Genomic DNA, 15,916 nt, shown 5'->3' on the forward strand with positions numbered 1-15,916 from the left:
TTCGCTCATCGGTGTGTTCAAACAAAGTGTGATTGTGATCGTTTCTGCGCTATCTTTATTTTCGATTTCAAGTCAGGTTCATGCCAGGAATGAAACGAATTTGGCCTTAAATCCGGCACCCGAGACGAACTTATTTCCAAGCGTTTCAGCATCTTATACCTGTGGCTGTGATCGTGTTTGGAGCATAGTGAACGGTGTGATCTCTTACACGGATGATCCGCGTGATCGATGGACCAATTATGGTTCAGGCAATGAAAAGGATTGGCTGGCTATTGACTTTGGTTCGGCTAGAACGTTTAATCAAGCCAAATTATACGTATTTGATGATGGTGGAGGTGTTCAGCCATCGGCAGATTATCTGATCCAGTATTGGGATGACAGCAGCGGTTGGATGAATCTAACGAACCCAATCAGAACCCCAGCGATACCCGAAGCCTTTTTAAATACAGTCAATTTTGATGCCGTTACATCGTGTAAACTCAAAATTGTATTTACGAATAATAATGCGTATGTTGGCCTTGTTGAGCTTGAAGTTTTTTTGCATCACACGGAAGAGGAAGAACAGGCAATAACAGATGTGATGACGCGAATAGAACACTTGCCGAGTCAAGCTGAAGTTGTATTATCTGATAAGCCTGCGATCACAGCAGCTCGTGCGGCGTATGAGTTGCTCGCTGCAAGTCAAAAAAAAGGCTTTGTAACGAATCTAAGTAGACTAACAGCCGCGGAAGAAGCCATTATCGCACTGGAGGCTGTCACTCCTCCTGAAGGCATAGATGTGGCAATCCTGTCCGCTTTTGGAGACGCTGCTGGACATACGATCACGATAAAAGTATCTTCGGTTCTAGACATAACGTATGGTATACAGGCGGATAAATTCATGGTTACAGAAGATGAAACACCTGTTTCTGTCATGAATGCTGTCTATGATGTAACCGATAGCAGTCATCAAACCATTAAACTAACATTCTCCTCGCCGGTGCTATCGAATGCTGCTTCAGTTCATTTGTCTATACAAAGCGGTGCATTCAAATCAAGCAATAATGAATTCAACCATGCCGTTCCTTGGCGACCTGTAATCACATTCAACAATTTGGATCTTACGCTCGATCATCGAATTGGCATTGATGATATCGTGCAAATCATTATTCATCCATCAAGGCTCTTTGATGTCAATCAAGATGGGATGTTTACTAAAGAGGATATATCAGATCTATTGAAGCAAATTTCACCCAGTTTCAATTAAATGAATGGCACTTGTGGTATATGGATACAAAAAATGCGCTGGTTGAGAAGAACATTCTTCTCAATCAACGCATTTTTGTGTTTAGCTAGGTGATCCAACCATTACTTGTACTTGCTTGTATCAGCAGCACCGAATTCATCGGAAGCTTCATCTGCAGGGGTTGTGCTGACATGGAGCGCTCCCATGCCTCTTGTCATTCTTGCCAGTGAAGTTGAAAGAGGCTGCAGGAAATCAAGCATAGCTTGAATCGCTACTTGCGGATCGACGGTTTCCCCGCAGGTATAGCAGTCGAGTGCAGCGAATCCCTTTTCTGGATACGTATGGATGGACATGTGGCTCTCGGATAAAAGAAGGAGAACGGTAGCTCCCTGCGGCTCGAATTGTTTGGATTGGATGGAAAGAATCGTGGCTCCGCTGGCTTCCGCAGCTTGGACCATTTGCTTGCATAACCGATCAGCCGAATTCAAGTTATCAAACGCAACTCCCCAAGCATCTACAGCAACATGACGTCCGTAAGTCGAATATTCCATCATTCAGCACTCCTCTATTCGGATTTTGCGCAATTCTCTCTTGTATAAACGACGACGGTCATAAAAGGGAGCAACTACGCCTTGCTTGCGATTCTCATGAAGTTTAGCGAAATCCAGCTCGGCAATCACAAACATATCCTGGTTCAACTCACCTGCGCGGATAATTCCTGCTTCAGAGAAAGGCGTATCACACGGTGTGAATAAGCCAGCTTGGCAGTACCCTTGGTCAACCTGCGGGCGGTCTTCCGGAAGGGATCCCACCATACCGCTTAGTACGACGAAAAATTGATTCTCAATCGCTCTGGCTTGGCAGCAATAACGAACACGGTGATAGCCAAATGCCGTATCGGTGTAGGAGGGACAGAGAACTAATTCCACGCCGCTTTCAGCAGCTAATCTGGCAAGCTCGGGGAATTCAATATCATAACAGGTCAGAATGGCCCAACGTCCCCACTGCGTTTCAATGATATTCAGTTTATCTCCTTCCACAAGCGACCAGCGGTTTCTTTCCTCAGGCGTTAAATGCAGCTTATTCTGCTCCTCCATACGACCATCTGGGAAGAAGAGGATAGCTTTATTGACGAATCCTTGTTCCTCCCGGCAAATATGGGTGCCGCCAAGAATGATAACATTCAATTCCCGGCTATAACGCTGAAAAAAAGTGATATACGCGTTGGTATAAGTGTCTAGATGAGAGCAAGCCTCTTCATGTGTCATCACCTGCTGATAGCTTAGCAAATGTGCCGTGACATATTCGGGGAAAATAATGAGCTTAGCGCCACGGTCCGCTGCCTCACGTAATTTCTTCCCTAGCCGGGACCAGAATGCGGCGTCGGATTGGACATCTTGCAGACCGTACTGAGCGGTTGCAACGGTAAGAGTTTGCATGAACATGGGCTTAAGCGCCTCCCTTGACTACGAGCGAATTTGAAGGGAATAAATATCTGTTCGGCGATCCCGAAATGTGAGGACATCCGTCGACTTGCGATGACGCTGCAAGATTTCCATATCCACCTCGGCCATAATGACCGTTTCTGTATTTTCGCTGCATTCTCCGGCGATCCCGTCGCGCGGGAAGGAGAAATCAGCAGGCGTGTATACGCCGGACTGCGCGTATTGAATATCCACATTGTCTACATGTGTAAGATTTCCTACAGTTCCCGAAGTCACGGTGAAAACTTGATTCTCGATCGCACGTGCTTGCGCGCAATATTTAACACGCAGAAAGGCTTGACGATCTTCCGCGCAGAAAGGCACGAAAATAATTTGAGCGCCTTCCTCGGCTACAATGCGCGAGATTTCTGGATATTCGATATCGCTGCTTAGCTGGATCGAGATTTTCCCGCAATCGGTATCGAAGACTTCCAGCTTCGAGCCCCCGTTAATGCCCCACCAGCGCCGTTCATTCGGCGAGATGTGGAGCTTGTACTGTTGTTCAATCGTGCCGTCGCGACGGAATAAATGACCGACATTATAAATGCGGTTGTTTTTTTCAACGAAATGGGAGCCGCCGATGATGTTCACATTATATTTAACCGCTAATTCGGTAAACAACTCAACATATTGCTTCGTGTAGGTGGTTAGCTTCCGAACGGCAAGACTCGGCGAGCGTTCCTCCAGGAAGGAGAGCAGCTGCATCGTTACATTTTCCGGGAATACGGCAAAGTCCGATTTGTAATCGGCAGAAACATCCACATAATGCTCGCATTGCGTAGCGAATTCCTCAAAGGAATCAATTTTTTTCATCATATATTGAATGACGCAGATGCGAACGGGGAACGAGAGCTTATAGTGTGTTTTGCTGTTGCTCGGCTTGTAGTCAATATTGTTCCACTCGAGCAAAGCCGCAAAGTTCATCGAGTCCTCGTCATCGGACAAATAATTCGTAATAATACGCTTCAGCGTGAAGCCATTCATCATTTGAAAGGTAAGAACAGGATCATAGATGTTCTGCTGAAGCACTTCTTCTGCATATTCTCTGGGCGACATCTCATCGCTATGCTTATGATAGCCGGGAATGCGTCCCCCGACGATAATACTCCGTAGATTAAGTTTCTCGGATAGACGTTTGCGTGCTTCATACAGCCTTCTGCCAATTTTCATACGGCGATAGTCAGGGTGGACCATGACCTCCATACCGTACAAGTTTTCACCGCGTGGGTTATGGTTGCGAATAAAGCCTTTATCCGTAATCTCTGAATACGTATGCTGCTCTAGGTAATCGTCGAAATTGACGATCAAGCTCGAACATGAGCCGATGATATCGCCATCCAGCTCAACACAAATTTGTCCCTCCGGGAAAATGCGGATGTGACTTTCCAAATGCTCAATTTTCCAAGGGTTCATATTCGGAAAGCATATGTGCTGCAAGGCGATAATTTTCGGGAAATCTGCGGCTTCAATGTTGCGGATAATCACTTTCTTTTCAAATTGTGAAATTTGATCCGATGTCATATAGTCTCCCCATTCAAGCGTTAGTTTGTCTTCATTATAAGCCTGTACTTTAATACCCGTATTATTGGAAGGTAAAAGGATTGTAAACTTTGACAAGATTCGTCATTTTACTTCGCCTGCCCAGTAAATATGAAAGCGTTTCATAAAATGGTCTTTTTTTAGTAAAAAGTTATTTTTTGCTTCGATTTGCATAAAAAAAGGTTATTTACTTCCAAGATTCGACAATTCAACGATTTTCGGATAAAATGATGTCGAATATATACAATAATTTACTCTTATTTCTCGAAAGAGGGTGCTGCCCTTGAAGGTTTAATAGATTCATTCTAGTTAAAAGAAAATGGAGGCTAAACGATTATGGGCAAAAAAATCAGTATGTCTTTTTTTACAAAGAACTTATTGCTTTCATCCTTTAATATCTTTTTGATTGGCGTATTGCTTATCGTTTCCAGCTATTTTATTCAAAAGAGTATTCTGATCAATCAGCTTCACAATCAAATTCAAACGGTCACAGAGACCTGGTTCAAGCAAATAGATTCAAATAAAGTTCAAACGGCAATGAAGGAAAAAAGCTTTAAAGGTCCTGTCCAGACAGAGCTTAGATCGCTGATGGATGACATTAGTAAATACAATCCGACGATTGCACAGGCTTATATATTCGGCACAGAGCTGCAGGACGGCAATAAAACATCGCTTGGCGTTGTTCCGACGCATCTCATCCAGCCGCTGGAGGAGGCCAAATTAACAATCGGAGATATGTATGAGCAGCCCCCAGTCATAGCCAAAACGGTCAAAAACATGCTGGGTTCCAAAGTTGAAACATTCTCGGACGTATATGCCGACGATTATGGGACATGGACAACAATTACATATCCGATTAAAGATCAAAGCGGTGCGATCTATGCCTATTTCGCCGTAGACACAGACGCTCGTGCTATACCTGAGGGCTTAAATAAGCTGCTAATCTATGGGCTCACGATCCTGATTGTTTCCCTCATCGTGATTATTTCGGTTCAATATTTTATTGTTAGAAGAACGTTGTCGCCGATCCGGGAATTAATTCGAGGCATTGAACAGGTGAGCGCTGGCAACCTGGATGTCGAGCTTCGGACAGGTACGGACGATCTTGGCACAATTAATAAGAAATTTAATCATATGGTCAACACGATGAACAATACGATTGTCAAAGTACAAGAGCTTTCTGTCCATGTGGCTGAATCGGCGAAAGGTCTGTATACGACCACAGAAAAGAATAATCTGCATGCCGAAACAATTAATTCTCATATCAAAATGATTACGGGCAATATCCAGCATCAAGAGCAGTCCAGTATGGAAAGCTCGCGGGCAATTTCGGAAATTACAAGTGTGATCCAAACGATTGCACACAGCTCGTCGACCGTTGCTGACGAAGTAAACGACGTAGAGACCAAGTCTGTGCAAGGTGACATCGTCGTGAAAAGCATGGTTGAGCAGATGGCGCTCATCAACCAGTTCGTACATGCGACTTCTGAAACGGTCCGTTTGTTAGACCGCCGTTCGCAGGAAATCGGGAACATTCTCGGCGTCATTACTGGTATTGCCAGTCAAACGAATATGTTGGCATTGAATGCAGCTATTGAGGCCTCCCGGGTAGGTGAGCACGGGCGCGGTTTCGCCGTTGTTGCCGGAGAAGTGCGCAAGCTGGCTGAGCAGTCCAATCAATCCGCTGATCAAATTTCCTCGTTGATCAAAGAAGTGCAAACAGAGATCCATCAAGCGTCCCAATCCATCAACGAAGGTACTCACGTTGTTGAAAAAGGAGTGATCATGGCGGAGGAAACCGGTCATTTGTTCACGGACATTTTAAGTGCAACCAAAAATGTGTCCGCTCAAATTCAGGATGTATCGAGTGCTGCTCAGGAAATATCGGCAGGCACGGAACAAATATCCGCGAATGCTGACGAGCTTAGTGTTGCCGTTAGCAAGACAGCGACCAACGCAAGTGAAATCAGCCACTCCATCGACGAACAGAAACATCATTTAGAATCCATCGTTCAATCATCCAATGTTCTTTCAGCAACGGCAGAGGATCTTAAGGAACTTATCAAGCAATTTAAAGTTAAAAAATTGTAAGAGCGAGGATACCCTATATGACCATAGAGAGAATGAACCCATCGGATCAGAGAAAAGAGATCGAGTACAATGTGATTCAAATTCCGTTAGACTTTGCTCGCCAGTCCAGAACATATCAGTATGCAAGGCTGCAAATGGAACTGCCATCCCCTTTGCGGAGCATGATAGACAAGCAGTATACAAGTCAGCAGGATCGCTTAGCCTTATTCTTAAGCATCTACGCGGCATGGATTTATCGCTTCTCCGGAGAGCATGATATTGTCGTCGGTACTATCGCAGATCGTTTTCCAGCCTGTTCAGTTCTAGTCTCTGTAGAACGCGCCAAAACGTTTCGAGACCTGTATAGCGCTGTGCGCAGACAACTGGACAGACCATCGTCAGAAGGGATTAGTCACCCAGAGACGTTTCTCACTCTCAATCATCAACTCGAAACCCCGGATCATTCGATCTTGAACTGGTCGTTTACACATAACAACCAACGACTCAGCTTGTGCTTGGAATATGATGTATCACTTTTTAAAGATTCTACGGTTCAACGCTTTAGACAAGCGTATGTCAAACTGCTCGAGGCTGTATTGGCTGATGATGCTGTTCATATCGGCTTGGTGCCTCTCTTGTCAGATGAGGAGCTTGCGATCTACGACCAGATGAACGATACAGCGTTCCATTATCCAACAGACTTCACGGTTCATCGGATGTTCGAACAGGCTGCTGACAGATTCGGCAGCCGCCTCTCTATTTCTTCTGAAGAGGGGTCGTATACATACGAAGCTTTGAATGAGCGGGCAAACCAAGTCGCGCATATGCTGCTCAGCAAAGGGCTGCGCAAGGGTGATTTCGTAACCTTATTCATGGAACGCAGCCTTGATACGATCATCAGCTTACTGGGCGTTCTCAAAGCTGGAGGGGCTTATGTACCCGTTGATCCGGAGTATCCCGAAGAGCGCATTCGCTACATTGTTGGGGATACCAAAGCCGGCTATATCCTGACTAAGCAGATCCATGCCGAACGCTCTGAGCAGCTCACGGCAAGTCTTGGAACTGTGAAGGAAATTATGCTGATCGATGGTGACTTGAGCGCTTATGCTGCGGATAATCCGCAGGTAAGCGTCGATCCGGACGATCTAGCTTATGTGATCTACACGTCGGGCTCCACCGGTCAGCCGAAGGGCACGCTTCTGGCGCATCGAGGCGCTGTCAATCTGGGCACGTTCATTTGCCACAAATTTGGGATCACAGAGCAGGACGTGCTGACCCAGTTCGCAACGTTCAGCTTCGACGCCTCTGTCTGGGAAGTCATTAGCGCTTTATATGCGGGAGCGCATTTGCATTTATTATCGGCGGAAGAACGAGTTTCGATCGAAGCTTTCGCGGATGCTGTCGCTAAAGCGCAAACGACGATCATTCCGGCCGTGCCTACTGTGTTCTTCAATCAACTGGCTGTTCGTCTGTCTGAGACAGGATTTCGTAAGCTAGCTAGTTTGAGAGCAGTCATGATAGCTGGTGAAGCCTTATATGGCGAACAAGTCAGGGCGTTCCAAACCAAATCGAATGGTCAGATCGATATTTACAATTTGTACGGTCCAACGGAATGCACGATCGGCACGACGTTTCACCGGATCAGTGAGCCTATCCCGGAGAAACTGACACATATACCGATCGGAACGCCAAATGGGAATTATAGGGTATACATCGTCAATCAGGAGCTGCAGTTGTGTCCGTTGAATGTTCCCGGAGAGCTTCTAATTGCCAGCGTGGGCTTGGCTAAGGGTTATCTCAATCAACCGCTCAAAACAGCGGAAGCGTTCATTCCGAGCCCGTTTAATCCCGATGAGATGGTGTATAAATCCGGCGATATTGTCAAGCTTCTGGAAGACGGAACGATCGAATATGTAACACGGCGAGATTCGCAAGTTAAAATTCGGGGTCATCGCATAGAAATCGGAGCGATCGAGGATTACTTAACTAAGTATCCCAATATCCAGGATACAGCCGTCATCCCAGTGAAGGAGCCCGGCGGGCAGCAGGCGTTGGTCGGCTACTACACGACAAAGGATGGATCGCCTTTGCCTGCCTCGTTAATTCGAACGTTCCTGCATGACAAGCTGCCAGCTTACTATGTTCCCAAATGGCTCGTTCAGCTTGAGGAAATGCCGCTTTCTCCAACAGGAAAAGTGGAGCGGAAGAAGCTTGCAGGTTATGCGCTTGAACAAAATGAAGAGCAAATCTTCATAGATGAAACTAAGAAGCCTGCAACCGAATATCAAAAGCTTATTGCTGCTGCTTGGGAAGTTAATCTAGGCAAGAAACAGCTTAGCATTGAGGACGATTTTTTCGAAATTGGCGGAGACTCGCTAGGCGTTATTCAAGTGCTTGTGCACTTGAAGCCATACTGCCTGCAGTTAGCAATCCAAGACTTGTTCCAGTATAAAACGATGGAGCAGCTTGCTAAGCGGATGGAGCAGTTGGATCAAGAGGTCCAGTATGTGCGCGAGCGCACCCGTCCCAAAGCGATCAAAGTGCTTCATGAGTACCCGCGCATTGAACAACTGGCGGGCTTATCCGAGAATCCTGCCAATGTCAAAGAAGCAGCGTGCATTGTGTTAACCGGAGCCACCGGCTATCTGGGATCACATATCTTGTATGAGCTCTTGAAGAAAAGCTCAGCTCAGATCATCGCCTACATCCGTCATTCACCGGGACAATCTGCCTACAGCAGGCTTCAGGGCGTGATGTTGACGTACTTTGGGGACAGTTTGCTAGAACTGATGAAAGAGCGGGTTCAGGTTATTGAAGGTGAATTGTCAACACCACAACTAGGCTTGTCGACCCAAGACTGGGAGCGAATCAGCGGTCAAACGGATGCGATCATTCATGCAGCAGCTGACGTGAGACATTTCGGCAGTGTGGAACAGTTTGAGCAGACGAATGTGCGAGGCACCCAGTATTTGATTGAACTCGCGGAGTCGAAGCCTGGCATTCAATTCCATCATATTTCAACCATCGCTATCCCTGAAGATCTGGCACTTAATCATCAGTGGGAGTCGGTTGAGCAGTTGAATGATTTCTCGCCCAATCTGAATATTGAGAGTGTGTACTCCAGCAGTAAGCTGGCTGCCGAAAAACTGGTTCTGGCTGCAGCCAAGCGAGGATTGGCCGTCAGCATTTACCGCCCGGCGAATCTTACCTGCCATTCGGTGACAGGCAAATTTCAGACGAACATTGACAGCAATGCTTTTTATCGTATGATGAAAGCCATGCTCCTGCTAGGCAAAGCGCCTGAAGCCGAATGGCTTGTGGACCTTACACCAATTGATTATGCCAGCAGTTCGATTGTCGAGCTTGTTCTGAAGCAAGAGGCAATTGGGCATATGTTTCATATTTGCAATCCGAATCCTATTCCGTATTCGAAGCTCATCGACTACGTCAATCAAATGGGATATCCAGTAGAAACGCTGCCCTTCGACACGTATACAAGATGGCTGCTCGATCCTAATTATGTGAAAAATCAAGAGGCTCTTGCTCTGGCTATGGCGCAGTTGGAAGGCGACGGAGCCAAAGATTCGGAGTTCCAGTATGGCTGTGAGCTTACCTTGTCATACTTAGACGATTCAGATTTTAAGTGTGCTGCATCCGACTTTGCCTTCATTCAGAAATTAATTAGTTACGCTGTACATATTGGCTATTTCCCTATGCCGCAGAAGCGGCGCGAACCAAGCAAATTGCTTGTATAAATAACTTAACAAGGCAAAAAGGCCCACACAACGCGTGTGGGCCTTTTTGCTTCGTCACATTTGGTCATTAAAAATATTAGTTCACAACAAACTCAATGACAATTGGAGTCCCAGGATCGAGTGCATCACCATTTGGAATAGTAATAGCCGTAGTAGTAACGGTTGAAGTATCAGCTGATTGAATCTGTCCATTGATGTACAGATTATAATACGCTGGCGCCGCTGGAAAAGCAGTGGCAGGAGTACCTGTGTCATTGGTGGTTGCTGTTGCAAGAATATTAAAAGCAACCCCGACACCTGTTCCATTTGCTGCTGTAGCACTGAATCTTCTCGAAGCCATAAAAGGCTTTGTAATTGGCATGAATATCACCTCTCTTCTCTCAACTAGCATATGTTATTGATAGTTAATAGGAACGGCTAATCCATAACGTACATTTGATTATTTTAAGAGATAATTTGAGCCGAGAAACTAACAGATTCAAGAATAATAGGTGTATTTGAAAAAATCGTTTGATCGTTGAGATGAATGAGCAAGGCGCTTTCACTTAAACGGTATAGGCTGCTTTCTTGCAGCATCCCATTGATGTAAAGGTTGGTATAGCTATTTAGACCATTGTTTGGAAATGCGGTTATGAAAACTCCTTCATCATCTGTGAATTCATCAGCAGGGATGGCTGCGCGGGACTGAATATCTGAGGTCGCTATATAAAAATATCTTTGAGCAGTTGGTAAAATGATGATGTCGGGGATTATGACAGATCCCGGTGGACCAGAGGGTCCTGTGGGTCCTTGTGTGCCTTGAAGTCCTTGAAGTCCTTGAAGCCCTTGAAGTCCTTGAAGTCCTTGAAGCCCTTGAGGTCCTTGAGGGCCAGAAAGCCCAAGTTGGCCTTGTGGTCCTGAGGGCCCTGAAGGCCCCTGAGTGCCTTGCACGCCGGGAGCTCCTTGAGGTCCTCGGGGACCAGCTCGGCAAGGTTTCTTTTTGAATGTAATAACTTTTTTAGGTTCTTTGTTTCTTTTTCGCTCCGTACAAGTACACCCTAATTTCAATCCCGTTATTCCACGTACTTTCTTTTTAGGCTGCTGTTTTCGTACCGCTCTTTTCTTTTTTGCAATTTTTTTGCAACATACGGCTTCCCCCAAGTTAAACACCTCCCGATGCAATATTCTATCATATGAAATTGTCAAGAGGAGGTTTGGACTAAAAATGAAATGCGAGTAGAGTTCAACCTATTTGTATTGAAATTAGATGCAGGACTATTCCGACTATGTCCTTCTCCAAGGGAGCTTGCACGAGTAGCCCTCAGTAAAGTTTCCCAACGGCAACACTTTCAGCTTTCATTCAGCGGAATTTAAGCTCAATTTTATGTTAAAATCATCCAATTTTCAGGGCGGTTTCATGAAAAATTCAGGTAGCATCTCTATACTTTGATTTGTAAGCAACAACAGACGTGGAGCCACGAAACGGAAGGATGGAGATTGAGATGAGAAAACAATTGGCAGTACTGATGGGTGCAGCGTTATTAGTCGCAGGAGCAAGCGGGACGGCATTTCCTGTAAAGTCGGCGTATGCGGCGGAAATTGGAACGACAACGACGTCCGTTGAGGGATCGGCAGGGACAACCGCAGATACACAATCTGGCGCATCGACGGCAGGAGCAGCTGTAAGCTACAATACATTGCTGCTGAACAATTGGCTTGGCAAGTTGGATATCCACACGCAGGCGGCAGCGGGCACGAATTCCGAAGATTTCCAAAATGCTCTCGCATCGGGAGCGACTTTGACGACAGCCTCGAAGCTCAACCCATCGGATTTAATCGATAAATTGAAGACGATGTTCGCAGAAGATATGGCTGGCGAGGTGCAGTCAGGCAATTTGTCGGCACCAGAGGCTGCGGCGTTGGAAGAAACGGCTTACCCGCGTATCGCCGACCTCGTTAGCAGCGGATGGTCTACGGACAGCCAAACAGCGGTTATTCAAACGAACGGAGCAGCCATTATACATAGCCACTTAAGTACAATAGCCGATGATGCTTCGCTGCCTTCAGGAATTGGCACTATTGAACTGCGCAAAGCGCTGCGCAGCGGCAAAAGTTTGGTAGATGCTTCAGGCATGGATGCTTCCGCCTTGAGCGATGCGCTTACAGCTCTACTCAATCAGGATTTGGAAGCCGCTGTGAAGAATGGCACCCTTCCTTCAGACCAGTTGGAGAAAGCGGAGAAGGACGGAGCCTCAGCCTTATGGGACGCGGCGAACACCCCAGGCTACGATTCCGCAACGACACCATGGATGGAACAATATGGACAGCGATTGCTGGCGGATGTACTCGATCCTAGTTCCATTGTCCAGAAGGCAGCCACTATCGCGGGCAAAGATATAGATGATGTTCATTCCGCACTCTTAGCAGGTCAAAGTCTAAGCACAATAGCAGGAATGTCCGAAGCTGATCTGACTTCGCAATTGACAGCTGATGTTAACGATGCGTTGGAGCACGAATGGGAAGCTGGCAACTTGTCTGTTCAATTGCTCACCAAGTTAGAACAAAATTCGGCGGATGCCCTTCAAAAAGCAGTTGACCAGAACGGGTTAGGAACGCAAACAGCAGCCGGAACAAGCAACCCGGCGCTTGCAGCCGAAAGCATTCGTTCCGTAGTTGAGAACATTGCAGACTATGCAGGCGTGGCCGTTTCGGATCTGCGTGGTAAGCTGGCTGACGGTCAGCCTTTAGTCAATGCGACGTCAGTGGATCCCGCGGAATTGACCAGTATGCTTCAATCACGGGTTGACACATTCCTGGACACTGCTGTTCAGAACGGCTGGCTCACACAAGAAGATGAACAGCCGACGAAAACAGAAGCATACGGGCTGCTCAATGCCGCCATCACGAACAGCAATTACAAAGCCACTATGGATACCAAGCAGTACCTGACCGACCGACTGAATCGAATCGTCGACGATGCCGCTGATGTCATGGAGACGAAAAGCGCCGATTCCGCTGATGCAACACAGACCAAAAGTGACGATCTTCTGAAAATCATGGCGAGCGGCAAAAGCTTGCAGCAAGCCGTAGGCATTGACGCCGATTCGCTTCTCATTAAGCTGTTGCGGCATACCAATGAGGAGATCAATGGCTTCGTGGCCGACGGTAGTCTGTCCGAACAAGATGCTGCTAAGCTCAAACAAGATTATGCCTCAGCAGTGACCAAACTGCTTTCCAATAACTAACAATCGCTAAAAAGACTGTGTCGGTCGGCATCATTAGCCGATGCACAGTCTTTTTTTTAAGGTTATATTCATCATTATTTTGAAATTGGATGTGAAGTTGAAATGACCATTCGTCTAAGATTAACCTTACTTTACTCAGGCATCTTAGGATTTGTCTTACTAATTTTTGGTTTATGCTTATATTTTTTCTTGCAGTTTTATATGTTTAACGATTTTAAAAAAACACTTAGAAATCAAACAACCCAGATACAGCGTAATGTTGCTTATCAATTGGAGCTTTCTCCCAAAGGGTGGAATTTGCTTATTCAGCTTGATGATTTTGATACCGTCAGCTCGGGCATGTATATGCAAATTACTAACTTTACCAGTGGATATAAGACCAAATCATCAAATTTACGGAAGGTAGACCTTCCGTTTTCAACAGAGTTATTACAAAATAACAGAGTGGGTTATTACTCCATTGAAAGTATTCATAATACGCCTTTTTTGATTTATAATGATCCATTACTATTAAATGGGAAATTAGTTGGCGTTTTGCAAGCTGCCTATAACGTTGGTGTTATTGAGAGCTTCCTTACGAATTTGCGATGGATACTTTGTATCTTGTCCCTATTTGTCGTAGCTCTTGCGACGTATTTAGGATGGCTTTTCTCGCGAAAAGCGCTAAAACCAATCTATACCTTAATCCATGCAACGAAGAATATTAAAAACAGTGAAGATTTCGGAATCAGGATAAATTATAAAGGGCCATTAGATGAAATTGGCCTTCTAAGCGACACGATGGATAAAATGCTAGAACGCATCCAAACCATCTACATTGAGTTAGATAAATCCTCGGAGACACAGAGGAGATTCGTAGCAGATGCCTCACATGAACTGAGAACTCCGCTTACAACCATTCATGGAAACGCTGAGCTGCTTTATAAAATGTGGCAATCTTTACGACTGAAACTTGCTCATCAAGCCGAAAGAGAGGAAGTTGAACTTTCTATTGAAGCGCTGCAGGATATCACGGATGAATCTAGGAGAATGGGAAGACTTGTGAACGATCTTCTGTCACTGGCTAGAGTGGATGCTGGTCTTCAAATTAATAAAGAAATACTTGAATTAAAGCCTATCATCGAGAAAGTAGTAAGAAAGGCTGAATTCATCCCAAAATCTGTGTCTGTGAAGTGGTCAGCAGAAAATATAGAGCTTTTGCGAAATCTGTATATTTCGGGTGATGCAGATTATTTGCAGCAGTTATTATTTATATTTATTGATAACGCTTTTAAGTTCACTCTTGAAGGATCTGTGAAGATGGATGTTGAAAGGTCAGGTAATAAAATCGGCCTATTCATCCAAGATACCGGCATTGGCATGGATGACGACGAGTTAGTCCACATCTTTGAACGGTTTTATCGAGCCGACACTTCAAGAGGGAAAACCCCTGGTACGGGGTTAGGGCTGTCCATTGCAAAGTGGATTTTGGACATGCATGAAGGAGCAGTTGAGGTTACTAGTTGTAAAGGGAGAGGATCTGTCTTCACAATTTGGCTGCCTCTGTATGTCGTATATAACGACCATCTGATTAATGATTAAGCATGCTGGCTAGCACCGTCGTAGACTTCTGTACATTGCTCGTTGGGATCCTGCATGTGGCCTGATGGTGGGTGGCATGGATTTTCTTGTCTCCCGAGAGCTGTGATGTATTCTGCGCTGCACTGCCGGACTGGGCTCGAATGTCGCGGCAGGTGCTGTCCTTCGGATTTATCGCCTATGCCTACTAATTGGATATGCATCCCGTACTCGCTGCAATTTCCAAACACACCAAACACACCAAACACACCAAACACACCAAACACACAATGGCTGAAGTCCTTGTTGAACAGGCAGATGGTGCCGTGGATAGTAGAATTTATGAGTAGGTGAGTTAGACTTGCGAAAGTAAGCTGAGCCTGCCAAAAAGGCAGACTCAGCAGGAAAACAGCACCGCATCTGCTCCGAGCCAGTCAAAAAAGCAGTCTCACCAAGCGAATATGGTATTTTCGCTGCGAAAGTAAGCTGAGCCTGCCGAAAAGGCAGTCTCAGCAGGAAAACAGCACAGCATCTGCTCCGAGCCAGTCAAAAAAGCAGTCTCACCAGGCAAATATGGCAATTTCCCCGCGAAAGTAAGCTGAGCCTGCCAAAAAGGCAGACTCAGCAGGAAAACAGCACCCCATCTGCTCCGAGCCAGCCAAAAAAGCAGTCTCACCAAGCGAATATGGTATTCTCGCCGCGAAAGTAAGCTGAGCCTGCCGAAAAGGCAGCCTCAGCAAGAATACAGCACCCCATCTGCTCCGAGCCAGTCAAAAAAGCAGTCTCACCAAGCAAATACGGTATTTTCCCTGCGGAAGTAAGCTGAGCCTGCCCAAAGGGCAGACTCAGCAGGAAAATAGCACCGCATCCGCGCTGAGCCAGCGAAAAAAGCAGTCTCACCAGCCGGATATGGTATTTTCGCCGCGAAAGTAAGCTGAGCCTGCCAAAAAGGCAGCCTCAGCAGGGAAACAGCAGCGCATCTGCTCCGAGCCAGCGAAAAAAGCAGTCTCACCAAGCGAATATGGTATTTTTGCCGCGAAAGTAAGCTGAGCCAGCCAAAAA

The 15,916-nt window shown here is 46.0% G+C and carries 10 protein-coding genes; 5 read left to right on the plus strand and 5 right to left on the minus strand.

Annotation, left to right across the window (positions count from 1 at the left end; all coding sequences use genetic code 11):
* Window positions 1-28: 28 nt before the first annotated feature.
* Window positions 29-1,246 carry a discoidin domain-containing protein gene (locus BC351_RS11985; protein WP_158082061.1) on the plus strand — a complete coding sequence of 406 codons (1,218 nt, stop codon included), beginning with the start codon at window positions 29-31 and terminating at the stop codon, window positions 1,244-1,246.
* 101 nt (window positions 1,247-1,347) lie between these two features.
* Here the strand turns inward: BC351_RS11985 and speD are convergent, their stop codons facing one another.
* Genes speD through BC351_RS12000 form a run of 3 tightly spaced genes read right to left on the minus strand, consistent with a single transcriptional unit; the run spans window position 1,348 to window position 4,230 of the window.
* The gene (gene speD, locus BC351_RS11990) at window positions 1,348-1,776 is read right to left on the minus strand and encodes an adenosylmethionine decarboxylase (protein WP_079412407.1); all 429 of its coding nucleotides are present in this window, start codon (window positions 1,774-1,776) and stop codon (window positions 1,348-1,350) included.
* A 3-nt stretch (window positions 1,777-1,779) separates the two neighbouring features.
* Window positions 1,780-2,670: a carbon-nitrogen hydrolase family protein gene (locus BC351_RS11995; protein WP_079412178.1), complete on the minus strand. Its 891-nt coding sequence runs from the start codon at window positions 2,668-2,670 to the stop codon at window positions 1,780-1,782.
* A gap of 21 nt (window positions 2,671-2,691) precedes the next feature.
* A complete protein-coding gene (locus tag BC351_RS12000; protein ID WP_079412180.1) occupies window positions 2,692-4,230 on the minus strand; it encodes a bifunctional GNAT family N-acetyltransferase/carbon-nitrogen hydrolase family protein in 1,539 nt (512 codons plus the stop codon).
* A gap of 354 nt (window positions 4,231-4,584) precedes the next feature.
* Between BC351_RS12000 and BC351_RS12005 the strand changes: the two genes are divergently transcribed.
* Together BC351_RS12005 and BC351_RS12010 are read left to right on the plus strand one after the other, a co-directional pair.
* Entirely contained in the window at window positions 4,585-6,339 is a 1,755-nt protein-coding gene (locus BC351_RS12005; protein ID WP_079412182.1) for a methyl-accepting chemotaxis protein, read from the plus strand.
* A gap of 17 nt (window positions 6,340-6,356) precedes the next feature.
* The gene (locus tag BC351_RS12010) at window positions 6,357-10,073 is read left to right on the plus strand and encodes a non-ribosomal peptide synthetase family protein (protein ID WP_244208971.1); all 3,717 of its coding nucleotides are present in this window, start codon (window positions 6,357-6,359) and stop codon (window positions 10,071-10,073) included.
* A 76-nt stretch (window positions 10,074-10,149) separates the two neighbouring features.
* Here the strand turns inward: BC351_RS12010 and BC351_RS12015 are convergent, their stop codons facing one another.
* Together BC351_RS12015 and BC351_RS12020 are read right to left on the minus strand one after the other, a co-directional pair.
* The gene (locus tag BC351_RS12015; protein ID WP_079412184.1) at window positions 10,150-10,434 is read right to left on the minus strand and encodes a DUF4183 domain-containing protein; all 285 of its coding nucleotides are present in this window, start codon (window positions 10,432-10,434) and stop codon (window positions 10,150-10,152) included.
* 83 nt (window positions 10,435-10,517) lie between these two features.
* Window positions 10,518-11,213 carry a DUF4183 domain-containing protein gene (locus BC351_RS12020; RefSeq protein WP_167388017.1) on the minus strand — a complete coding sequence of 232 codons (696 nt, stop codon included), beginning with the start codon at window positions 11,211-11,213 and terminating at the stop codon, window positions 10,518-10,520.
* A 341-nt stretch (window positions 11,214-11,554) separates the two neighbouring features.
* On the opposite strand from BC351_RS12020, the gene BC351_RS12025 reads away from it, so the two are divergent.
* Window positions 11,555-13,297 carry a hypothetical protein gene (locus BC351_RS12025; protein WP_079412188.1) on the plus strand — a complete coding sequence of 581 codons (1,743 nt, stop codon included), beginning with the start codon at window positions 11,555-11,557 and terminating at the stop codon, window positions 13,295-13,297.
* Between the two features lie 102 nt (window positions 13,298-13,399).
* Entirely contained in the window at window positions 13,400-14,878 is a 1,479-nt protein-coding gene (locus tag BC351_RS12030; RefSeq protein WP_079412190.1) for a sensor histidine kinase, read from the plus strand.
* The last annotated feature ends 1,038 nt before the right edge of the window (window positions 14,879-15,916 follow it).

Origin of the sequence: Paenibacillus ferrarius (genome assembly GCF_002027705.1) — a bacterium.
GTDB classification, from domain to species: domain Bacteria; phylum Bacillota; class Bacilli; order Paenibacillales; family NBRC-103111; genus Paenibacillus_E; species Paenibacillus_E ferrarius.